Consider the following 23,805-nt stretch of genomic DNA (forward strand, 5'->3'; position numbering starts at 1 on the left):
TCTGTAACCGTCAGGTGTAGTAGTATTAGTTAACATTTTTCCATCTTTACCTAAGTAATAGTCACCAATCCATTCATTAATAGCAACTGAACCATTTCTTATATAATACCAATTATCTTTAGAGAACTCCCAACCGCTTGTGTATTCACCTTTCCAATTTTTGAATTTTAATTTATTTCCGTCTTTATAAACACCATACTTTACTTTTGTTATATCGTTAATTCCGTTTCTAGTAATTTCAAAAGTTAAAGCTGTAACATCATTTCTTCCGGCATTTAAAACTTCAATTCCTTTAGCGTCTAAAAATTTAAGATAATTATCATCTACATTATAATTGGAAGTTTTAAGCATATATTTTGGATTTAATGTATTTATAAAGTTTTTTGAATTTGATTTAGCTGTATCTACATGATGATTAAATTTCATAAAATCTACTTTTCCGATTAACGGAGCATATTTATCTTCTAAACCATAAACATCATTTTGTAAATCTCCTCCAAAAAATAATCTCTTACCATTAACTTCTACTATAGAAAGAATGGAATTAAAATTATCATCATAAACTTTTTTTAAATTTTTATCTTCTTTTGGAAGATTAGGCTCATATTCATTTTCATAATTGAGCATAGAAATTTTCATATTTCCTAGATTAATTACAGAATCTTTTTTTGAAATATCTTGTATAACTTTAACATTATTTTCCTTTGCTGATTGTAAGGCTTTATCATATCCATATAAATTATCCCACAACCTAGCCTTATCAGTTATTCTTGAATCAGAATATCTTTTCAAATAAAGTTTTTCAGTAGGAATTTTTTTCATTACCTTATGACAAGCACCTATATGGTCGCTATGTGAATGTGTTACGATAATGAAATCAAATTTAGTAATGCCTAGCTCATTTATTTTATCAAATAATCTATCTTCAGTTATGTCATTAGGATTAGTAGTGATTCCTTTTCTAAAAGGATATTTTGGATTTGAACCGTCAGGATATTCATAATCCTCTCCGGTATCAATCATCGCAAAATGACCATCACTTTCTAAAATAATAGCATCTGAGCTAAGTGAAACAGTTATAACATGAATTCTATCTTGAGCAAAAATACTTTTTGGCAATATCATTAAACTAATAAAACATATAGTAAATAAAAAGAATTTTTTCAAAACAATCCCCCCGTATTAAAAATAAATTTCAAAAGCATTTTATCACAAATAAATTTATATTTCAAGTAAGCAAAAAAATCACTGGGAGTAACAGTGATTTTTGATTGTTTAAATAAATATATCCACATTGAGTATTATTTTACAATTTTGTAATAAATTCTTGAGGTTATTGTGTATATTATAAAGTATAAAACTGTAAAGGCTAATACGACTACTCCGAAGTTCATTGCAAATAGTTTTGAATTGTTTAATCCAAGTCCTCTTAGCATATTGTAAAGAATTGGAAATGCAAATGCTGAATGTGTCATTGCAACGATGAGTGGTAAGAAGAATATCCAAAGTATTTGTGTTTTAAGGCTATTTTTAATCATCTTGTCCGGAAGTCCTACATTTTTCATTATTTGGTAATTTTGTCTGTCCTCAAAGCCTTCTGAGATTTGTTTGTAGTAAGTTATTAAAATAGTTCCTGTTATGAAGATTAGAGAAATTATTGCTCCTAAGAATAAAAATCCTCCATTTATTTCATACATAATCTTTTTATTTATTTCTTTTGATGAAAAGCGTATTCTCATACCATCTTTTTTGTCTGTATCACGATAGTTAAAAAAATTGTTTTGTAATCTTTCAAAAAATTCACCTTTATCTTTTACATTTTCGGTATCAAAAGAGAATCTTAGGTAATAAAAATATCCAGCTCCTTTTTCATACGCTTTTTCCATTTTGGCAAAAGTTTCATCGTCTTTTACTATAATTTTAATTGAATCGGCAGCTATGTGTTTTGGAGTTTCATCAGGGATTTTTACTAATTTGTAGTTTTGCCCTGCTAATTCTAAATTATCAGGTTTGTAAAGACTTTTTAAATTTGATGAGTATAAAACTTCGTCATCTTTTAGAGTGTAATTTGTATTGTTTTTTTCGTTGTACTCATCTAGTATTTCAACGAATAAATATTGAGCTACGGCTCTTTTTTTGCCTAGTGGAACAAGTTTTCCATTTTCATTTAAAACGGGTTGTAGGAAAATATGTTTGTAAATTTTCAAATCTTTAATTTTTTCGCCATCTTTTAGAATTGTATTTAGAAATTCAGCAACTTCTCTTTTTTTTCTATTTCCTAATTCAATCCAATCTTTCTCTCTATTATCGTCAATTAAAAATTCTACAAAAAAATCTTGAGGGTCGATTGACTTTGCAACTTCTTTTATTCCTGAGTTTATAGTTAAAGTTGAGGATAATGTAACGATGATTGAAGTTGCAAGGAGCGTAATACTTGCAAGCGAAACTGCATTTGACTTCATTCTGTATAACATTCCTGAAATTGAAAGGAAATTTTTTGCTTTGTAATATAGATTTCTATTTCTCTTTAACAGTTTTAAAATCAAGATACTAAAAGCTATAAATAGAAGATATGTTCCAAATATTACAAGAATAACTGCAGGAAAAAATTTGTAAAAGCTTTCCAATCTTCCTTCTGAAGTTATTGAAATATAATATCCGTAGCACAAGATGATAAAGCCTAAAGTTCCAAGGATAAATTTGCTTTTTGGCTCTCCCTCCGCCTTTTTTTGACTTGAAAGCAATTCTATAGGAGTTGATTTTCCGATTTTAAATATTGTCAATAAATATATAAAAATGAATGTAATTCCCAAAAAAGCGAACGTTAAAATAGCTGAAGGGGTTGAAAAGCCATAATCTATTACTTTTGCAGTTATATTTTTTGTTACTCTGTTGAGTATAACAAAGGATAATTTTCCTAAGACGAAACCACCAATTACTGAAAAAATACTAATTACAAAAAAGTTTAATATATATTCGATAAATACGATTTTTGCAATATGTTTTTTCTCTAAACCTAAAATTCCGTAGAGGGCAAACTCTTTATTTCTCCTCTTAGTTAAAAATCCATTTGCATATAAGATGAATATAAAAGTAAAAATTCCGGCTAAAATATTTCCAAATCTTATAAGCATAAGAATGTATTCAAAATTTTCTTCAACATATTTATTTTGTCCAAGAGATGACATTATGAAAAATAACGCACTCATAATACTACTTGCAATTAAAAATGGAGTTAATAATAAAGAATTAGCTCTCATATTTTTAAAAGCAAATTTAAAAGCCATTTTATTGTTCATAATCGTTCACCCCGTTTAACATAATTTGAGATTGATTTATTTTTTCTAAGAAAGTTAAATTATCATCGTCGCCTTTGTAAATTTCGTGATAAACCCTACCATCTTTTATGAAAATTACCCTTTTAGCAAAAGATGCGCATTTCACAGAGTGAGTAACCATTAAAACAGTTTGACCATTTTTATTTATATCACAAAAAGTTTTCATAACCACATCGGCAGATTTTGAATCTAAAGCTCCGGTTGGCTCGTCAGCAAGCAACAAGTCCGGTTTAGTTATGATTGCCCTTGCGATAGCAACTCTTTGCTTTTGACCACCTGAAACTTGATAAGGAAATTTATCCAAAATTTCACTTATCTTTAAAATAGGAGCAATCTCTCCGACTCTTTCGTTCAATTCTCTAGGCTTAACACCTGACAGCACAAGAGGAAGATAGATATTATCTCTGTTTGAAAAAGAGTCTAACAAGTTAAAATCTTGAAAGACAAAACCCAGCTTTTCACGTCTAAAACTTGCGATTTGTGAATTGTTAAGAGAGCTGATATTCTTTCCTCCGATTAAAACAGTACCCTCTGTTGCCTTATCCAAAGTTGCGATTATATTTAAAAGAGTTGTTTTACCACTTCCGGACTCTCCCATAACAGCGATGAATTCTCCCTCCTCAACAGAAAAGTTTACATCTTTAAGAGCCTCAGTCTTAACACGACCCATTCCTCCATAAATCTTTTTTAAATTTTTAACATCTAATATATTCATAATTACCTCCAAAGTATTAATTTTGTTTACAATAATATTTTAGCAGATTTTTAAAAGCCAAACCTTTATCTAACATTACAAAAATAAAAATAACCTTACAATTTTGTAAGGTTATTGAAATGTTGGGGATAAAAACAGTTCTAACGACAAGGTTAGTATTAGACTATTTTTCAACTAAGTTAAAACTCTCGTCGATTAAGCTCTTTACTAAATTTAAATCAACATCTGAATCCAAAACAATTGAAATCCAGTATTTTTTATTCATATGGTAGGCAGGGAAAAAATGCTTTTTATCAATCAGACTTTCTATAAGTTCCGGATTAAGTTTTACATTTAAAACATCAATCTTTCCACTTTTATCAAGTCCCAAAGTCTTATAAGGAATGGACATAAAAATTCCATACCATTTTTTACTATTCGAAGTCTTTATCGTCGCATGATTATTATCTTCCCAAGGTTCTTCAGGAATTGTTCCGTATTTTTCCCTTACATAGTTTAGTAATATTTTTCTATAATCCAAAGATGTAAAACAGCTTTTTACAATATCCTCAATAAGTTCATTAACTTTTTTTCTAATTTGTGAAACGAATTTACCCTTGCTGTCTAAAACATTGAATAAAATATATTCTTCATTAAAAGGTAATTCAATAACATTTACCTCAAAAGAGTCCTTGCCTATTTTAACAATCACATTAAAATTTTCTACATCAATATCTGATTGTAAAATATAATAATCTCCAACCTTTGAAAAACCATATGCAATTGCAAGTTTAGAATTAAAAATATTTTTATCAAATATCTCATTATAAAACATAAAATTCTCCTAATCTATATTAAAATAGACTTTTACAGTCGTTCCTTCGCCTATTTTTGATTCTAATAGTATTTTCTGTCCAAGTTTTTCCAAGATTTGTTTTACTAAAAACAGACCGATTCCGGTTGATTTTTGGTTTTGTCGTCCGTTAAAGCCTGAATATCCTTTGTCAAAAATTTTTGGAAGGTCGGATTCTTTTATCCCGATTCCGTTGTCCTTTATTTCAAGGTAATTTTCGTCTTTGTTAAAAGTTATTGAAACAACTCCGTTTTTACTGTATTTTATTGCGTTTGATATAAGTTGCTCGATTACCACCATACACCATTTGCTGTCTGTAATTACTCTTGTATTCAGCTTTTTGTATTCCAGCTTTATATTGTTTGAAATGAAAAGAATCGCATATTTTTTGATTAACGGACTTATTATATCGTCTAAATTTACAAAAGAAATATCCATATCCGTATTGTGATTCATCATTTTTAGATAGCTTAAAGCCATATTTGTATAATCCTCAATGTAGATTAATTCTTTTTTTACATTTTTAGCATTTTCGTTTTCTACGTCGCTATCACAAATGAGTTTCCCGGCAGTTATCGGAGTCTTTATCTGATGAATCCAGATTAAAAAATATTCCTGTAATTCTTTTTCTTTTGCTAAAAATTCATTTCTAAGGCTTAAATTTTTCTTTTCCAAATATTTTATTTGCTGTTTTAAATTTTCTTCTCGATTGTGTAAAAATACCATAAATATTAAGTAGATGAAATAGAAGAAAACAATAATGTCAAAGGCTAAAAAATAGCCTTGCAGGTCTATATTTAAAAGTAAAAAAACAATCAAAAAAATAGATAATATTAGGATTGTAGCAACAGTTACGGGTAAAACTTTTACAAAATATTTTTTCAATTTATCCATTTTTTACTCCTTAAAATTTAGATAATATCCACTTCCTTTTTTAGTTTGGATAAAATCTTTCAACTCAATATCAAAAAACTTCTTTCTAAGTCTTGTTATATTAACTGCCAAAGTGTTGTCGTCTATATAATCATCTCCATGCCAACATTTTTCCATAATGGACTCCCTCGATGCGATAGAGCCTTTGGCTTTAAAAAGAGTTTCCAAGATTAATTTTTCTGTATTTGTCAATGAAATTTCTTTTTCTTTAAATTTTATTTTGTTTTTGTCAAGATATAGATAAACTTCGCCAAAGTTTAAAAAATCAATGTCTTTTGTGAAGTCGTAACTTCTTCTAAGAATCGCCTTAATCTTTGCCAAAGTAACATTCAAGTCGATAGGTTTTGTGATATAGTCGTCAGCGCCGAATTGAATACCCATAACAATGTCGATATTCTCGCTCTTTGAAGAAATGAAAATAATCGGAACATTGGAAAGCTTACGAATTTCTTCGCACCAAAAATAGCCATTATTGTATGGCAACATAATGTCCATTAAAACCAAATGTGGCTGGCAGTCCAAAAATTCTTCAACTATTTTATTAAAATTTGAAATACCACAAACTTCATAATTCCAAAGCAAAAGCTCCCTTTTTAGCATTTCAAAAATATTCTCATCATCTTCAACAATTAAAATCTTCACAAAATCACTCCTTTGTAATATTATCCTTTGTAATATTATATCATATTTTCAGTTTAGATAATTTTTTAATGGTAAATATGATGAAATAAATACACTTTTATACAATAACCATAAAACTGTATTTATTATATCATATTTTCGTTTTAGATAATTTTTTAATGGTAAATATGATGAAACTAATATAATTTTATACAATAACAATAAAATTATATTAGTTATATCACATTTCCTCTTTAGATAATCTTTAAATAGTAAATATTATGAAACTTTAGCATCAAAAAAGGTGATAAGTTAAACTTACCACCTAAATTTCAAATCCTTCTTTTCTTAATTTTTCTTCAAATTTTGTATCATCTATGTCAGTTCTCTTTCCTATAATTCTAAGTCCTGCAACTACAACAAATATTGCAACGGGTAGTATTACATATAAAGGTAATCCGAAACCAGAAGGGATATATCCACATAAAATAGTTATTATTGCAATATAAATCGCATAAGGCATTTGTGTCTTTACGTGGTCGATATGATTGCAACTTGCTCCCATTGAGGATAAAATCGTAGTGTCGGATATTGGAGAACAGTGGTCGCCGAATATTGCTCCGGTTAAAACTGCTGAAGTTGAAACTATTATATAGTTCATATCAGGGGAAATTGAATGTGCAAGAGGTATTGCAAGTGGCATCAAAATTCCCATTGTACCAAAGGCAGTTCCTGTTGAAAAAGATATGATTGAGCCTAAAATAAATATTATGCTTGGCAATATAAATTTTGGTAAGGTTCCTGAAAGATAACTTATCAAGAATTTTGCCGTTCCAACTTCTTTTATTACAGAACTTAAAGACCAAGCTAAAACAAGGATAACTCCTGTAATTATCAATGTTTTCATTCCATTTATCCACTCATCAATCGACTCGGATAGAGTGTAAATATTTTTAACCTTAGCTAAGAAAATGGCAACTATTGATGAAAATACTGATGATTGGAAAAGAGCGTTTGAGGCGTCAGCTGATGAAAAACATTCTCTAATTGAGCTAAAAGAGAATGGATTTTTAGTTAAGTCCACGATTAATTCCTTATTTTCTCCAGATAAAATTGTTGAATATCCACTGTAATAAAAAGCCATAAGTGAGCTTATGATAAGCACCCCGATTGGGATAATAGCATTCCAGATGCTAAGTTTTATTCCGTCTTTAGGTTTTAAATCATTCATTTGCTCGCTGTTTGTAGTTGTTTTTCCATTGCCTTTTCTTCTTGCTATATATTCAACTTTTCTCATAGCACCAAACTCTCTAACCATTAAAGCGCTGGCAACGATAAAAATCAAAATTAAAATATTGTAAAATCTGTAAGGAATTGTGCTTAAAAATATACCAAAGGAATCTACTTCAATATTAAGGCCATTAAAAGCATCGTGAATAAGTCCAACTTCAAGACCAATCCAAGTTGAAATGATTGCAAGACCTGCGATTGGAGCAGCAGTTGCATCGATAACAAAAGCAAGTTTTTCTCTTGAAATTTTTATTTTATCATAAACCGGTCGCATAATAGGACCTACGATTAGAGAGTTGGCATAGTCATCAAAGAAAACTAAAATTCCTAAAAGTATGGAAATGATTTGAGCTCCTTTTGAGGATTTTGCCTTTTTTGAAAGAGATTCGGCAACTGCTTTTGCACCACCCATTTTCCCAACCAAGTTTATAACTCCACCGATACATAAAACTTGCAAGATTATTCCTGCATTCCAAGGGTCAGCTAAAGAGTTTAAACAACGTGAGATTAAATCCATAAAAGCAAAAACAAGACTTGGCAAAAAGCTCATACCCGACCTGATTTGTAAAATTAATGAGCCGAATAAAATACCTAAAAATAGGGAAACGACTACATTCTTTGTGATAAAAGCTAAAACAATAGCTAAAAGTGGTGGAACTATCGTGATAATTCCATTTGCATTTACAAGCTCTCTAATTTGAGTTTCAAAAACACATACAAAAACAAAAATTAGAACAGCAGAAGAAATAAAAATTAAATTTTTTCTGTTCATATTGAACCCTCCTAAAAATATTTTGATAATTTGTTCATAGAGGATTCAATTCATAGGATAAAAAAACACCTCGAAGGACATTCGAGGTGTAAAATACATACTCCAATGATAGCCCAACACAATAAAAATCGTGACAGTCGAACACATATTCTGTGAACGCCCAGCAATATGACCCTAAAGCAAGCCATACACTTCGGCGAAAATTCCTTTCACTGTGGACGCTTTAATCCATTTAATCAGCTACTGATAAGTTTCGCTCCTCTATCTTCTATTAAATTATCTTAAAGCATTATACATCAAAAACAAAATAAAATCAAGTATTTTAAAAATAATATTTCACTTTGTAGTACTTTGCTTAACTTTAGCTACAAAATAGTAGTAGCTGTACCTTTAAGTGATGTTTTGCATCAGTTATATACTAAGGAAACCTTGTTGTTTAACAATAAAATTTATTCTATAAAAAAAGTAGGAAATTTCCTACTTTTTTGTTTTTTCTATAAACTTTGAGCTGCTGTTATTATTGCAAGTTTGTAAACATCTTCTTCGTTACAGCCTCTTGAAAGGTCTGAGATTGGTTTGTTAAGTCCTTGTAAGATTGGTCCTATTGCCTCAAATCCACCAAGTCTTTGTGCAATTTTGTATCCTATGTTTCCTGATTGTAAATCCGGGAAGATAAATACATTTGCATATCCTGCAACTTTTGAACCTTTTGCTTTTTGTTCTGCAACTGATGGAACTATACTTGCATCAAATTGTAGTTCTCCGTCCAATGCTAATTCAGGAGCTAATTCTTTTGCTATTTTTGTAGCCTCTGCAACTTTTTCAGAGAATTCGTGTTTTGCAGAGCCTTTTGTTGAGAAACTAAGCATTGCAACTTTTGGGTCGATTCCAAAAATTTCGGCAGTTTTTGCAGTTTCAACAGCTATTTCAGCTAATTGTCTAGCCTCTAATGTAATATTTATCGCTATGTCGGCGAATACATATCTTTCTCCATTTTTTCCAAGCATAACCATTGCTCCACTTGTTCTTGAAACATTTGGTTTAGTTTTTACGATTTGTAAAGCAGGTCTTACTGTATCTCCTGTTGAGTGAACTGCACCACTAACCATTCCGTCAGCTTTTCCAAGTTGTACTAACATTGTTCCGTAGTAATTTACGTCTTTTATAAATTCAACGGCTTGTTCTTTTGTGTTCTTTCCTTTTCTTAACTCTACGAATTTATCAACCATTTCGTCAAAATCACTTGCTTTTAATGGGTCGATAATTTCTATATCATCAATACAAACATTTAATTTTTCGGCAGTTTTTTTAACTTCTTCAACATTTCCCAACACTATCGGAGTTATAAGTCCGTCTTTTTTTAATCTAACACAGGCTCCTAAAACTCTTTCATCTTCTCCTTCCGGAAAAACAATTTTTTTGTTTGTTCCTTCGATTTTTCCAACTAATTCTTTAAAAATATCCATAATTTCCTCCTACATTATAACTTCAATTTTTTTATCACTTATTGCAAATTCAACCTCATTAACTCCCGACATATACTCTCCGTCAAAGTTTATTTCAATATTTTCTGAGAAAATTTTGATTTTCTTAGCCTTGAAATATGAGGTAATATCCTCCTTAACATGAGTTGCATTTACAATTGTTTTTATCTTCTTTATTATATCAAATTTTGACTTATATTTGATAGCGCATATATCAAGAAGTCCGTCATACATATCGGCCAAAGGCAATATATTTATCTTTCCACCGTATTTGCTACCAATCCCAATAGCTATTAGAAAATAGTCGTCTTCATATTCTACATCATCAACGATTATTCTGTATCTCTTTCTCTTGTGTTTGAAAAGAGCCAAAACTATTGCAATTTTGTAAGAAAGACCACTTTTTATAAATTTTTTGACTTTTAAAGCACAATCATTAACTTCTGCATCAAAACCGACAGATGCAATGTTGAAAAACGACTTGCCTAAAAATTCTCCATAATCGACAAATCTTGTTTCACCCTTTATGATTCTTTCCATACAGATTATAAAATTACAAGTTTCGCCTAAACTGTTCATATAGTCATTTCCTGTACCTGCAGGGATTACACCAAGTTTAAGATTGTTTTTTACAACCACATCTCCAACTTCATTTATCGTTCCGTCGCCACCGACTGCAATTAATTCTGTAAAACCGTCTTTGACTGCATTTTCTGCTATTAAAACGGAATCTCCCTCTTTTGAAGTGCATTTGATTTCATATTCAAAATTTAATTTTTTACCCCTAAGATACTCTTCGATACCCTCTTTAAAATCAAATTTTTTAAAACCTGAGGCGTTCGGATTTAAAATAAACATTAACTTTCTCATTATCTTTCTAAAGCCGTCCTTAGTGCTGTTTCTTCTTCTTTTGACAACTCTTGAGTAACAGAGCCTGCTTTTACTTCTTTTGCGTAAGTTATACAACTTTCTCTTCCGTAAATTGTAGTTAGCAATAGTCCGTTATTAAAGCTGTCCAACATAGCGATTGAGTAAGATAGTTTGTTTTTTAAATCATAAAAAGCATCATATTTTACAAATCCGATTTTTTGGATTGAAAAGGCTGATTTGTTCTTTGCAAGTTCAATTTCAGACTTGAACTCATCAACTTTTTTGCTAAGCTCAAAAATATCTGAAGAATGTGCTTGAACCAATTCTCCCATATTCAAATCACCACGTCCTCTTAAAAGCATATCGTATTTTTTCTTTTGCAAACTTAATTTTTTATTAATTTGGTTGAATGTATATGCTATAAATATAAAGACAAATAACACCAATATTAAAAATATTCCTGAATATGAATTTAAAAATTCTAATATTGCATTCACTATTTTTTATTCCTTTCTATTATACTAATTAAAGCATTTACACAAGTTTCAATTTCTTCAATGGTATTAAAATACCCAAAACTAAAACGGACTGCACCTAATTCTTCAGTTCCAAGGCTTTTATGTGCAAGTGGTGCACAATGAAAACCCGGTCTTGTATAAATGTCGAATTCATTATTTAAAATGTAGGAAACCTCAGAGCTGTCCATATCTTTTATATTTAAGCTGACAACGGCACCTTGTCTGTCGTCTAAAGTTCCATACAAAATAATATCCTCATTATCTTTTAACAATTCTATAAAATGATTTTTTAAACTTATCTCGTGATTTCTGATATTTTCAAGCCCAACTTCGTTTATAAAGTCAATTCCCTTGCCTAGAGCCACGATTCCAAGACCGTTAGGAGTTCCACTTTCTAAGCTGTCAGGGTACAATTCAGGTTGGTCGATACTATGTGAATAGCTACCCGTTCCGCCTTGTTTTAATGATTTTACTTTAATTCCTTCTTTTATATATAGAGCACCCGTTCCCATTGAACCGAATAAGGCTTTATGTCCCGGAAAAGCAAGCAAGTCTATATTCATATCTTGAACGTCAATATCCAAAACTCCGATAGATTGTGCAGAATCTACAAGATAAATTATATTTTTTTCACTACAAAAAGCACCAATGCTCTTTATATCTACAATAGTTCCAAAAACATTGGACATATGAGTTGTTACGATTAATTTTGTATTCGGCTTAACGGCATCAAAGATTTTTTGTGTATCCACATAGCCATGCTCATCTGCATATACAATGCTTAAATCGATTATACCGTCTTTTTTTAGCTGATTAAGAGGTCTTAAAACGGAATTATGCTCCATAGAAGTTGTAATCACATGGTCGCCCTTTTCTAAAACTCCCTTTATCGCCAAATTAAGACTGTCCGTACCGTTAAAAGTAAAGATTACATTAAGTGGCTCAGTTCCGTTTATAAGTTTACAAATTTTTTCTCTAGTTTCGTATATTTCTAAATCCATTTTCATAGCAAGTTTATGCCCACTACGACCGGGATTTCCTGCGTAATATAAAGAACATTCCATAATTTTGTCAGTTACTACTTTAGGCTTAGGAAAAGTAGTAGCTCCATTATCTACATAAATCATATTAATCCTCCAAATCGTAAATATTCATCAAACTGTCAATTATTCTTTGCAAATCTGCCTCATTTAGATAGTCGATTTCTATTTTTCCACCTTTTTTCTTAGCGTGAATTTTAACCTTCGCGTCCAAAACTTCAGTTAATCTCTCGCAAATATCTTTTACAAAAATATCTTCGCTTTTATTTCTAGTTTGTTTTGCCTTTTTCTCAACATCTCTAATATTTACTTCCTTAACTAATAATTTTTCAAGATATTTCTTTCTTTCATCTTCATTTTCTAAAGAAAGTAAAGTTCTTGCCTGGCTGGAGCTTAACTCTCCACGAATTAAATATTCCTTTATATAGTCGGATAGATTTAAAAGTCTTAAATTGTTTGCAATATACGACCTGCTCTTTCCAATTATTTCGGATAATTCTTGTTGAGTAAGTTGGTATTCCTCCATTAGAGTTTTTAGGGAAATTGCCTCCTCAATAGGATTTAAGTCCTCTCTTTGTATATTTTCAACTAATGCAAGTTCTCTTGCCTTTCTATCATCAACATTTTTTACAACAACAGGTACCTTTTCAAGACCTGCAAGTTTTGAGGCTCTAAATCTACGTTCCCCTGCTATTATTTCGTATTTAGCTCCAACTTTTCTAACAACTATCGGTTGGATAACTCCGTCTGCTTTGATTGAGTCTGCCAACTCTTTTAAACTGTCGTCATCAAAGTTTTTTCTAGGCTGGTCTTCTCTTGCTACAAGTTTATCCAAATCAACAGTTAATAAATTTTCATCAGTAATAAAGTCTTCTTCTCTTAAAAGAGAGCCAAGACCTCTACCTAAACCTTTTTTCTTCATCACTTCCTCCTATTTTTAATTAATTCCTTAGCTAAAGATAGGTAACTTTCAGCCCCTTTAGAATTTTTATCATAATAGATTATACTTTCTCCAAAACTTGGCGCCTCAGCAAGACGAATATTTCTAGGAATAACAGTCTTAAATAATTTATCTTTGAAATAATTTTCCGTTTCGACCTTAACATCGTCAGATAGATTATTTCTTGAGTCGTACATTGTAAGGAGAACTCCCTCAATTTCAAGTTCAGGATTTAAACCTTTCCTTATTATATTAATAGTATTCATAAGCTGGCTAACTCCCTCAAGTGCATAATATTCACATTGAATTGGAATAAGCACACTTTGAGATGCAACTAAAGAATTTATACTTAAAATACTTAAAGACGGAGGGCAATCTATCAGAACATAATCATAATTTTGAGGGATTTTTTCCAATTCGCTTTTTAATAAAAATTCTTTCTTATCAGCACTTAAAAGCTCAATTTCAAGACCACAAAGGTCTGAATTTGAAGGAATTAAATCAACATTTTTAGATTTTGTCTTATAAATAATTTCGTTTATGTCTTTTTCTCCAGTTAGAACGTCATAAACAGTAGCATTAACATCTTCAACACCTAAGCCTGAAGTTGAATTGCCTTGAGGGTCCATATCTATAACTAGAACTTTTTTCTTGTTAAAACCCAAAGCAGATGCTAAATTTACAACGGTTGTAGTTTTTCCTACACCACCCTTTTGATTAAAGACAGAGATTATTCTCATTTCTTTTTTCTTTTTAAAAGCATCAAAAATTTTCATAATATCTTCCTTTTATAATTAATATACCTTTATATACTTAAAGCTATATTAATTATACCATATTTTCTTTTAAAAAGTTTAAATCCAAATAAAAATTTATAAAATGTTTCACGTGAAACATTCGGTTTTGTTTTTTATGAATAATATTCTCGTGATAGCACTTGATTAAAAACGTCATTAAATGATTGAATAAAAAATAGAAATTAAATTCTTTAAATTGTTTCACGTGAAACATTAAAAACAACAAAAAACAATTTTTGTAACCGATTTGTAACTTTTTGTAATTTTTTTGTAACTTTTTGTTGACTTTTTTCAATGCTTGTTGTAAAATAAGTCTATAAGTTAGGAGGTAATTATGAAACTAAAAAAAGTGTTAACAACATCTATGTTATGTGCATTAGTTTGTACTGCTTTACCGGTAGCAAATTCTTATGCAGATGAAATGGAAAAGGTTGAAGTTAAAATTCATAGTACAAGTATTGAAGAAATAAACAATTCAATAAGTAATAAATCAGAAAATTTCGTTACGGCTCCTTCTGTTTTAGGATTACAAAAATTATCAAATAGAAATGATATATATTCATTAGTTACTGAAGAAGATACTATAATGCCGGAATTAGAAGAAAATTCTTTTTACATAAAAGAAGATGTTGAATTAAAACCTGTTTTAGCCGAAACAGAAACACCAATAGCAAAGATTGAAAAAGGTGCTGTTGTTAAGGTTGAAATGAGTGGGGATAAAAAGGCAACTGTTTCTGTTGATGGAAAAGTTGGGGTTATAGACGTTTCAGTATTAACTAAAGAAAAAGTTGAACCTGAAAAGAAAGAAACTGAAGTAAAACCTGAAGAAAAGAAAGAGAAAGAAAAAGCTGAAACTCCAAAGGTGGAAGAAAAGAAAGCGGAAGAACCTAAACAAGCTCCTGTTAAAAAAGTAAGTCTTTATGCGACAGAAACTTTAAACGTTAGAGCTGAACAATCAGCAACTTCAAACAAACTTGGACTTTTATCAAAAGGTGAAAAAGTCAACGGTATTGATAAAGGAGACTGGGTAGAATTTGAATTTAACGGACAAACTGCTTATGTTATAAAATCATATCTTTCTGAAACTAAACCGGTTGTTGAACAACCAAAGGTAGAAGAAAAAGCTGAAACTCCAAAGGTAGAAGAAAATAAAACTCCAGCGCCAAAACAAGAAAATAAATCTTATAGCGCTGATATTGAAACAGTTGTAGATATTGCTTTAGCACAAGTTGGAAAGCCTTATGTTTGGGCAAGTGCTAATCCAAATGTTGGATTTGACTGTTCAGGTTTAGTATATTATGCTTACAAACAAGTTGGAATTAATTTAAGTAGAACATCATATACTCAAATTAATGACGGTACTAGAATTTCAGCATCAGAATTGAGAAAAGGTGATTTAGTATTCTTTAACAATGGTGGAGATAGTGTTGGACACGTTGGAATCTATATTGGAAACAATAAATTCGTTCACGCATCAAGTCCTGGAACAGGTGTTATCGTAAGTAATCTTTTTGGAAGTTACTTTGGAAATACATTCTGTGGAGCTACTAGAATTATAAAGTAATTAAAAAATAACTATGAATTGAAAGACGGTTTTTACACCGTCTTTTTCTATTGGAATTTGATAAGTAATTAAAAATAAAATTTTAATAAAAAAATAAAATTACACAAAAAAATGAGGGCAAAAACACCCTCGTTTTTTAAATATTTTTCATTAATTCATATAATTACATCAAAAACATGTAAAATTTAAAATAAGGCTAATTTTTTACGATTTTAAACTATTACCCTTATTTCTTGCAAGATTGAATCCTATTGTACCAATTAGTACTGCAATTATTCCTATGTGATCATAAATTGTTAGCAAATCTCCAAAGATAAAAACTCCAACTAATATATTTACAACCGTTGTTACATTTTGAAATAGAGAAACTGTTGTTGACTCTAAATGTGAAAGAGAAAAAGCTACAAGTATCATAGTTAAAAAAGTAGTTATTACTGAAAGATAAAATAATGAAATCAAAAATTCTACATTTGTAAATCCGTTAAAAAATAAATGCAAATTTTTATTCATCATTCCATCTCCAACTGCAACTACATTAAAAAACACAAATCCACATAAATTAACTACATAAGCTATTTGAATAGGAGAGTATTTGCTTGCTATTTTTCTAACAAATACATTATATATCCCAAATGCCCCTGCTGAAATTAAAATTATAATATTTCCAAGTAAATTAAAATCCGCACTGTTTGAATCTTTCATTAAGTTTATAAAGGCTATTCCTAAAATCGAAAGAATCATAAATAAAAATTGTTTTAAATTGTTTCTTTCTTTTATGAATATTTTTGCAAATACAAATGTTAAAATCGGAGTAAGTGCATAGATTATTCCTGATTGTGATGAAGTAACCATTGTGTAACCGACTGTTTGGTTTAAGAAAAATATAATCGGAAACGCTAAGCTAAGAGGGGCAATGCGTTTAAAATCTTCCATTTTTATTTTCAAATTTTCTTTTTTAAAAAGCATAAATAATATCATACAGATTAATGTTACTGTAAATCTATGAGCCAATAAATTTATGGTATTTGTACTTTTTAACGCTATATTTATGAATAAAAACGAAAAACCTATAGAAACAGATTGAATAAGCATTGCTAAATATGATTTTATTTCGTTACTCATAATACCTCCTCTATAAATGTTTCTTCTTTATTTGTCCCATATTCCTTGGGAATTTTTCAGAAGTTTTTTCTATTTTTCTTATAATTAAAATATTTCTTTCAGAAGTTTCTCCATTTTGTGAAATTTTAAAATTCAAAACTTTTTCCAATTTGCAATTTAATTTTTTTAATGCGTTTTTTGAATTTTCAATTTCTTCAAGATATGACGGACCTTTCATCGCAAGGAAAAGTCCACCGACTTTTAAAAACGGGATTGTAAATTCTAAAAGTAAAGAAAGAGATGCAACCGCTCTTGAGCTAACTATATCAAAATTTTCTCTATAGCCTTCTTGTCTGCCAACTTCTTCTGCACGTCCATGAATTGCAGAAATGTTTTTTAAATTCAAATCATCAATTACAATATTTAAAAATTTTATTCTTTTATTTAAACTGTCAAGCATTGTTACATTTAATTTCTCGTTATAAAGTTTAAGTGGTATCGCAGGAAAACCAGCTCCTGTTCCAACGTCTAAAACTTTTTTATCATCTTCAAAAAATCCCGTTTTTGTAAGCAATAGGCAATCTAAGAAATGTTTTATATTCATTGATTCTTCATCAGTTATTGCCGTTAAATTTATTTTTTCATTCCACTCAACGATTAATTTTCTGTAAGTTTCAAATTTTTCTAAAGCCTCATCACTTAAAATTATATCCTCTTTTTGGGTCAAAGTTTTTAAATTATCCATTTTTTCTCCTCATGGTTTCAAGATGTATAAGCAAAACATTTATATCCGCCGGGCTAACTCCTGAAATTCTACTTGCCTGTCCAACTGTTTCGGGTCTGAATTTTGAAAGTTTTTGAACAGCCTCGATTCTAAGACCTGATAGGGAATTGTAGTCGATATTTTCAAGTTTTTTGTTTTCAAGTTTTTTGAAAGCCTCAATTTGATGACTTTGTTTTTCGATATATCCCTCATATTTTATCATAGTTTGGACTTGCATTTTAATTTCTCTGTCCAAAGGCTCACGAGTTGTATCCAAGTCTTTTACCATTTCGTAGTCAAGCTCAGGTCTTTTGATTAAATCGTAAAGACTAACAGCTGTTTTTAGTTTCATACTTCCTAAGGATTCCAAAGTGTTATTGATATTTTCCTTTGGAGTTAGGATATTTTCTTTTAATCTTTTGATTTCATTTTCGATTAAATTCTTTTTATTTATACATTTTTCAAAACGTTCTTTAGTAGCAAGCCCTATGTTAAAACTCTTTTCTGTAAGTCTTAAATCTGCATTGTCTTGTCTTAAAGAAAGTCTGTATTCAGTTCGTGAAGTCATCATTCTGTAAGGCTCATCAGTTCCTTTTGTAATCAAATCGTCAATCAAAACCCCGATATATGCATCACTTCTTGTAAGAATAAAAGGCTCTTTTCCTAAAATATTCAAAGACGCATTTATTCCGGCAATGATACCTTGACTTCCTGCCTCTTCATATCCCGAGCTACCGTTGATTTGTCCGGCAAAGAAAAGATTTTTAATGTCTTTGTGTTCAAGTGTCGCTCTTAAGATAGTAGGGTCGATACAATCGTACTCAATCCCATAAGCAGGACGCATTATTTTAACATTTTCAAGACCTAAAATGCTCTTATACATTTGTTTTTGCACTTCAAGAGGTAGGGTACTGCTAACCCCTTGAACATACATTTCGACTGTGTCTAAGCCCTCAGGCTCAATAAAAACTTGATGCTCATCTTTTTCGTTAAAGCGAACAATTTTGTCCTCAATAGACGGACAATATCTAGGGCCTACACCCTTAACGATACCTGCATACATTGGACTTCTATGCAGATTATCCTCGATAATTTTTTTAGTTTCCAAAGTCGTATAAGTCAAAAAGCAATCTTCCTTATGATTTCCAATATCCTTTCCCTCATTCATAAAAGAAAAGGGAATTATATTTTCATCGCCTTTTTGAATATCCATTTTTGAATAGTCGATACTATCTCTATGCACTCGGGCAGGAGTTCCGGTTTTGAAACGTCTAAGAGGAATACCTAAATTCTTTAGACTTTCGCTTAAAAAAGTCGAACATTTCCAGTTGTTTGGACCACTTTCATAACAATTTTCTCCCATTAAAATCATAGATTTTAAGTAAGTGCCCGTACAAACTATAACAGCTTTTGCAGGGAAAATCTCGTTTGAAGTAGTCAAAACTCCTGTTATTTCATTATTTTCAGTTAAGATTTCCTTAACCTCCGCTTGAATTAAGTCTATATTTTTTTCGCTTTCCAAAACTTTTTTCATCTCTGTGTGATACATTTTTTTGTCTGCCTGAACACGCAAACTGTGAACGGCAGGACCTTTTGAAGTATTTAACATTCTGGATTGGATAAAAGTTTTGTCGATATTAATCGCCATTTCTCCACCAAGAGCGTCGATTTCACGAACTAAATGTCCCTTTCCTGTACCACCTATATTTGGATTGCAGGGCATATCTGCAACTGAATCCATACTTATTGTAAGAATCGCTGTTTTAAGACCAAGTCTGCCACTTGCAAGACCCGCCTCACAACCGGCATGTCCAGCACCGATTACAACAACATCATATTTTTCATCTATAAAATTTGTCATTTTTTCTCCTTAAAAATTTAAATAAATATACATATTATATTGTACCATATTTTTGTAAAAATTTCATAGAAAAATTATTTTTACATGAAAAGAAATAAAAATGAATTAAATAAAAGAAACTTTGTATTAAAAATTTTTAAAAAAATAATCATAAAATAAATTTATGCATATAGTAATAAAAATTAAAAAATGTAAAAACATAAAGTATAATTATATCTATAATGATATTAAATTTCAATTATAAAATGAATGTTAATATTATAAATAGAATAAAAAAATTAAAACAAAATAATTGTTATAAAATAATACAAATTCTGTATTTTATTGATAAAAATTATAATTTACAAAATGTAATTTATATGATAAAATTGAGAAGAGTTTTTATAGATAATTTCTATCAATTATATTTTAAGACATTTAGTTACATATTAGTTATTTTTAAAGGAGGAAGATATGAAAAAAAGTAATTTATTAAAAGCGACACTTGCTTTTGGAATTATGGTTAGTTCAGGGTTAGTCTTTGCAGATACAGAGTCTGTACTTTATGATAAAGACGGAATAAAACTAAGCCTTACATCAAACGAGAATGGAGATTTTTCTGTAAGCGTTTTAAACAATACAGATAAAGATATGTATGATGTAAAACTTAAGTCGAAAGATATAAAAGGACTAAAGGTAATAGATGGTGATATTCTATCTATTGGAACGATTAAAAAGTCAGAGAAGAAAGTTTTAGATAAAACTTCTTTAAAGTTTGAAATCGAAAAGAAAATTTCAGATAAAATAAAGAAAAAAGGACTTTCAAAAACTGGTATAAACGGAGTAAGTAAAGTACTTATACCAATTACAATTGCAGGGCTTTGTGGGGTTATCTATGTTTTAGTTAAAGAAAAGAGAGAAAAAAATACAATGTCTTTAGCACTTGCACTAGCATTAGTTGGAACATCTTTAATAGGCACAAATGTAAAAGCAAGTAAATCTTACGACCATGTAGTAGATATAAAAGGAGATATAGAAGTAGAAGGAAAAACTTTTGAATATAAAGGTAATCTTCTATGGAATGATACTGAAAAAGAAAATATAGAAAATAACGAACAAAAACCGGACGAAAATCAAAAACCGGATGAAAATCCAAAACCGGATGAAAATCCAAAACCAGACGAAAATCAAAATCCAAGTGGAACACAAAATCCAAGTGGAACACAAAATCCAAGTGAAAATCAAAAACCAGATACAAATCTACCAAGTAAAGAAGAAGTAGAAAAGGCAAAAGAAGAGCTTAAAACTTACCTTAAAACAATAAAAGAAAATTCGATAGAATTAAAAGCAATAAAGACAGAAAAAAATAAAGAAGTTTTAGAAACAATAAAAAGTGAAATACAAAAAGCAAAAGCTCTTTTAGAAGATAAAAATATAGACAAAGAAAAGTTAGAAAAGATTAAAAAAATACCATTTAAAAAGACGGCTAATAAAAAGAGTGGACTTTTTAGAGATTTAGCTAAAAAGGTAAAGCTTGATTTTGATGTACAATCAGGAGATGAAGTTGTAAATCCACATACAAATAAAAAGTATAAAAGCTTAAAAGATAATAAAATGTTAATAAAAACATCTTTAGAAAATCTTAAGAAAAACAAAGAAAGTGAAGATGTATATTTTAAATTAAATTATGTAACAGAAGAAGAATTTAATAAATATAATAACGCTTTAGATGCGATAGCATCGCCAACACCAAAATACGATAGAAAAGAAATTCCAACAACAGATTACACATTAACAAAAGTAGACGGTGGATATGAAGTTGAAATAAAGAAAATGAAAGAAAATGTAAAACTTGTAAAACCTGTTGTATATGTAAAATTTTCAGACGGAGTGTATTTTGAAAACGGAACAATTGTATTTGTAAATAAACAAGCACCTAAAAAAGATATGAATATTTATGCCACTAAAAAAGTTTATGCTAAAGATGAAGTTATTTATGTTACATTAAATGATGAAAATATTCATCCTATGAATGGACTTAAACTTTTTATTGTTGATCAAAGTGGTAAAGAAACTGAAAAAACTGATTTTAGAGTTATAGATTCTAAAGAGGGAAAAAAATCTTTACAAATAGAAAAAGACTTTTTTAAAACTAATGGAAATTACAAACTTAAACTTGTTCAAGAAGGTTATAATGATAAACTTATAGATATAAATATAGCTGATAGAACAAAAACAGCTAACCTTTCAAAAGAAAATGACTATGTTTATACAAATATGGATTCATTTAAAATATCTGGTGAAAGCGGATCAAAGCTTAATGTTAAATTTATAAAGAAAAATTTCTTTTCAGAAGAATATTTTGAAGTACCTCAAAGTGAAATAACAGAAAAAAATGGAGTTTTTACTGTAAATTTAAAAAATATTAAATATAAAATAAAAGATGCAAAAGAAATTACATTTTATGTAACAAAAGAAAATTTTGCAGATAGTGATATAGTAAGAATTAATTATAAAACTCCAAATGTGTTTGACAAAAACAATGTTAAAGAAATAACTATAAAACAAAATCCAACAAAAACAGTTTATACTGAAGAAGAAAGCTTTGATCCATCAGGTATGGTTGTTACTCTTAAAGATATAAACGGTTTAACTAAAGATGTTAAAGCAAGTGAATTTACACAAGAGGGTGTAATTGTAGCTGTTAAAACTCCTTTAACTAAAGATACAACAAGCGTTGAAATTTCTTATACAAACGCTAAATGTACTTTAAATATAACTGTTAATAAAAAAGAAAAACCAGCTCCTAAAGAAGAACTTGAAATAAAAGAGGTTAAAGTAGATACATTTGAAGTAGAATATGGCTCCGCCTGGAATTGGGATAATATAAAAGATAAATTGCCAAAGAAAGTAACTTTAGTATTAAACAATGGAGAAAACAAAGAAGCTACCGTTACATGGCATGAAAAATCTTATCTAAATACATTTAAATCTGGAGAAAGTGAGATAGCAGGAGAAATTACTTTGCCACAAGGAGTTAAAGGAAGTACGGATATAACTTTAAAAGTTATAGTTAAAGAAAAAAAGGCTGTAGAAGAAAAACAAATTGTTTCATTTGAAGATATAACTGTCGAAGTTCCTCATGGTTGCCCTAAAGAAGAGTGGATGGCAAAAATTCCTAAAACTGTAAATGCAACATTAAGCACTAGAGAAAAAATCAGTTTAAATTTAAAACCATATAGTGGATACATCAATACTTGGGTTGATGAAGAAAATCCAATAACTCTTGAATATGAGCTTCCAAATGGTATAAAAGTAAAAGAAGGTGTTAAATTAAAAGCAACAGTTAAAGTAGTCCCAAAAAAAGTAGAAGTTAAGCCAATTGCAACTTTAGATAAAAAATATTATTTTTACGGAGATAACCCTATTATAACACTTGAAAATTATGAACAATTTGGAGCTGATGTAATAATCCATTCAACTAATGGAGATATTACATTAAAAAAAGATAGAGATTATAAATATTTAGGTTATCCAAAAAGTGTAACTCTTTATACAGATGCTATATTTAAAAAAGCAAATAAAGAATTTACTGAAGATGAAACTTTAAATATAACTATAAAAAAAGCTGATGTAAGTGTTGATGTAACGATTAATTACAAAAAAACACCAAGAGTTTATGTAAATCCTACAAATTATGAATTTGATAATAGTGATGTAAAAGTAAGCATGGTTTTCGACGATGAATCTATTAAAAATAAAGACAAAGTTAAATTCTTTAACGGTCAAGATGAAATTAAAATATTAAAAAGAACAAATGAATATAACGATGATAACGGAACAAATGATGATTATTTTTACATTTCAAAAGATGTAATTAGTGGATTTTTTAAAGATAGTGTAAACGGGATAAAAGTTGTAGGAAAATGTGAAAACTGTAAAGACTTTTTCTTTACTATAACTAAAAAGGGTATTCAAAATAAAAAAATAACTGCAAAAGCTATCGAAAATGAAGAAGATGGAACAACTCCTTTACAAAAGATTCCATTTTGCCCATACGGACAAAATCATTCTATGAAAATTGAAGTTTCTAAAGAAAATGGATTAACAAAAGAATTTTTAGAAAAAAATTTATCTGTTAAGATACAAAGCGTAAATGAAAATGAATTTTATGGAACATTTACTGTTTCAGAAAAAAATGGTAAGCTTATAGTTTATGTTCCAACAGATCAAAATTTAGGAAAAATTATTTACAAAAATTTAAGTCCTGAAGAAACTAAAGATGGCTATGACGAAAGATTTCCTATTACAAAATTAACTTTAGAAATTCCAGGCTTTGAGCCTAATACAGTTAAATTTTCAGTTCAACCATAAAAATAAAATATAA

At 29.4% G+C, this 23,805-nt stretch carries 18 protein-coding genes and 1 riboswitch; of the genes, 2 read left to right on the forward strand and 16 right to left on the reverse strand.

Annotation, left to right across the window (positions count from 1 at the left end; translation table 11 throughout):
- The 13 genes from HMPREF3181_RS03995 to HMPREF3181_RS04055 all read right to left on the reverse strand — a co-directional run.
- The coding region (locus tag HMPREF3181_RS03995) for an MBL fold metallo-hydrolase (protein WP_068473329.1) at positions 1-1,167 on the reverse strand (1,167 nt) is incomplete at its 3' end.
- A gap of 134 nt (positions 1,168-1,301) precedes the next feature.
- Positions 1,302-3,299, reverse strand: a complete 1,998-nt coding sequence (locus HMPREF3181_RS07520) for an ABC transporter permease (RefSeq protein ID WP_082713900.1) — start codon at positions 3,297-3,299, stop codon at positions 1,302-1,304.
- Positions 3,289-4,053 (reverse strand): ABC transporter ATP-binding protein, encoded by a 765-nt coding sequence (locus tag HMPREF3181_RS04005; protein ID WP_068473332.1) that lies wholly within the window; start codon positions 4,051-4,053, stop codon positions 3,289-3,291. Before HMPREF3181_RS04005 ends, HMPREF3181_RS07520 begins: the two co-directional genes overlap by 11 nt.
- Before the next feature lie 163 nt (positions 4,054-4,216).
- Complete coding sequence (locus tag HMPREF3181_RS04010; RefSeq protein ID WP_068473337.1) at positions 4,217-4,867, reverse strand: MmcQ/YjbR family DNA-binding protein; 651 nt, start codon at positions 4,865-4,867, stop codon at positions 4,217-4,219.
- 9 nt (positions 4,868-4,876) lie between these two features.
- Positions 4,877-5,779, reverse strand: coding sequence for a sensor histidine kinase (locus tag HMPREF3181_RS04015; protein ID WP_068473340.1), 903 nt, complete (start codon positions 5,777-5,779; stop codon positions 4,877-4,879).
- Positions 5,780-5,782: 3 nt separating this feature from the next.
- Positions 5,783-6,460, reverse strand: coding sequence for a response regulator transcription factor (locus HMPREF3181_RS04020; protein ID WP_068473343.1), 678 nt, complete (start codon positions 6,458-6,460; stop codon positions 5,783-5,785).
- 304 nt (positions 6,461-6,764) lie between these two features.
- The gene (locus HMPREF3181_RS04025) at positions 6,765-8,501 is read right to left on the reverse strand and encodes a Na+/H+ antiporter NhaC family protein (RefSeq protein WP_068473346.1); all 1,737 of its coding nucleotides are present in this window, start codon (positions 8,499-8,501) and stop codon (positions 6,765-6,767) included.
- 101 nt (positions 8,502-8,602) lie between these two features.
- Positions 8,603-8,773: riboswitch (Lysine riboswitch) on the reverse strand.
- A 222-nt stretch (positions 8,774-8,995) separates the two neighbouring features.
- A complete protein-coding gene (pta, locus tag HMPREF3181_RS04030) occupies positions 8,996-9,967 on the reverse strand; it encodes a phosphate acetyltransferase (RefSeq protein WP_068473350.1) in 972 nt (323 codons plus the stop codon).
- A gap of 9 nt (positions 9,968-9,976) precedes the next feature.
- Positions 9,977-10,855 carry a diacylglycerol/lipid kinase family protein gene (locus HMPREF3181_RS04035; protein WP_068473353.1) on the reverse strand — a complete coding sequence of 293 codons (879 nt, stop codon included), beginning with the start codon at positions 10,853-10,855 and terminating at the stop codon, positions 9,977-9,979.
- Entirely contained in the window at positions 10,855-11,352 is a 498-nt protein-coding gene (locus HMPREF3181_RS04040; RefSeq protein WP_068473357.1) for a DUF4446 family protein, read from the reverse strand. Before HMPREF3181_RS04040 ends, HMPREF3181_RS04035 begins: the two co-directional genes overlap by 1 nt.
- Positions 11,352-12,500 (reverse strand): aminotransferase class V-fold PLP-dependent enzyme, encoded by a 1,149-nt coding sequence (locus HMPREF3181_RS04045; RefSeq protein ID WP_068473360.1) that lies wholly within the window; start codon positions 12,498-12,500, stop codon positions 11,352-11,354. The genes HMPREF3181_RS04040 and HMPREF3181_RS04045 overlap by 1 nt, the downstream gene beginning before the upstream one ends.
- 1 nt (position 12,501) lies before the next feature.
- Positions 12,502-13,335, reverse strand: a complete 834-nt coding sequence (locus HMPREF3181_RS04050; protein WP_068473363.1) for a ParB/RepB/Spo0J family partition protein — start codon at positions 13,333-13,335, stop codon at positions 12,502-12,504.
- Positions 13,335-14,129 carry a ParA family protein gene (locus HMPREF3181_RS04055; RefSeq protein WP_068473366.1) on the reverse strand — a complete coding sequence of 265 codons (795 nt, stop codon included), beginning with the start codon at positions 14,127-14,129 and terminating at the stop codon, positions 13,335-13,337. Before HMPREF3181_RS04055 ends, HMPREF3181_RS04050 begins: the two co-directional genes overlap by 1 nt.
- A gap of 355 nt (positions 14,130-14,484) precedes the next feature.
- Here HMPREF3181_RS04055 and HMPREF3181_RS04060 point away from each other — a divergent pair, with 355 nt between their 5' ends.
- Positions 14,485-15,714 carry a C40 family peptidase gene (locus tag HMPREF3181_RS04060; RefSeq protein ID WP_068473369.1) on the forward strand — a complete coding sequence of 410 codons (1,230 nt, stop codon included), beginning with the start codon at positions 14,485-14,487 and terminating at the stop codon, positions 15,712-15,714.
- Between the two features lie 204 nt (positions 15,715-15,918).
- On the opposite strand, the gene HMPREF3181_RS04065 is transcribed toward HMPREF3181_RS04060, so the two are convergent.
- From HMPREF3181_RS04065 to mnmG, 3 genes are read right to left on the reverse strand one after another with little or no spacing between them, the layout of a single operon-like run.
- Positions 15,919-16,836, reverse strand: coding sequence for a DMT family transporter (locus tag HMPREF3181_RS04065; protein ID WP_068473372.1), 918 nt, complete (start codon positions 16,834-16,836; stop codon positions 15,919-15,921).
- A 10-nt stretch (positions 16,837-16,846) separates the two neighbouring features.
- Positions 16,847-17,560: a 16S rRNA (guanine(527)-N(7))-methyltransferase RsmG gene (rsmG, locus tag HMPREF3181_RS04070; RefSeq protein ID WP_068473375.1), complete on the reverse strand. Its 714-nt coding sequence runs from the start codon at positions 17,558-17,560 to the stop codon at positions 16,847-16,849.
- Positions 17,553-19,439, reverse strand: coding sequence for a tRNA uridine-5-carboxymethylaminomethyl(34) synthesis enzyme MnmG (mnmG, locus tag HMPREF3181_RS04075; RefSeq protein ID WP_068473378.1), 1,887 nt, complete (start codon positions 19,437-19,439; stop codon positions 17,553-17,555). Before mnmG ends, rsmG begins: the two co-directional genes overlap by 8 nt.
- Positions 19,440-19,892: 453 nt before the next feature.
- Between mnmG and HMPREF3181_RS04085 the strand changes: the two genes are divergently transcribed.
- The gene (locus tag HMPREF3181_RS04085) at positions 19,893-23,792 is read left to right on the forward strand and encodes an Ig-like domain-containing protein (protein ID WP_068473384.1); all 3,900 of its coding nucleotides are present in this window, start codon (positions 19,893-19,895) and stop codon (positions 23,790-23,792) included.
- Positions 23,793-23,805 lie beyond the last annotated feature (13 nt).

The sequence above is a fragment of the Parvimonas sp. KA00067 genome, from assembly GCF_001553085.1.
In the GTDB taxonomy this organism is placed as follows: Bacteria; Bacillota; Clostridia; order Tissierellales; family Peptoniphilaceae; genus Parvimonas; species Parvimonas parva.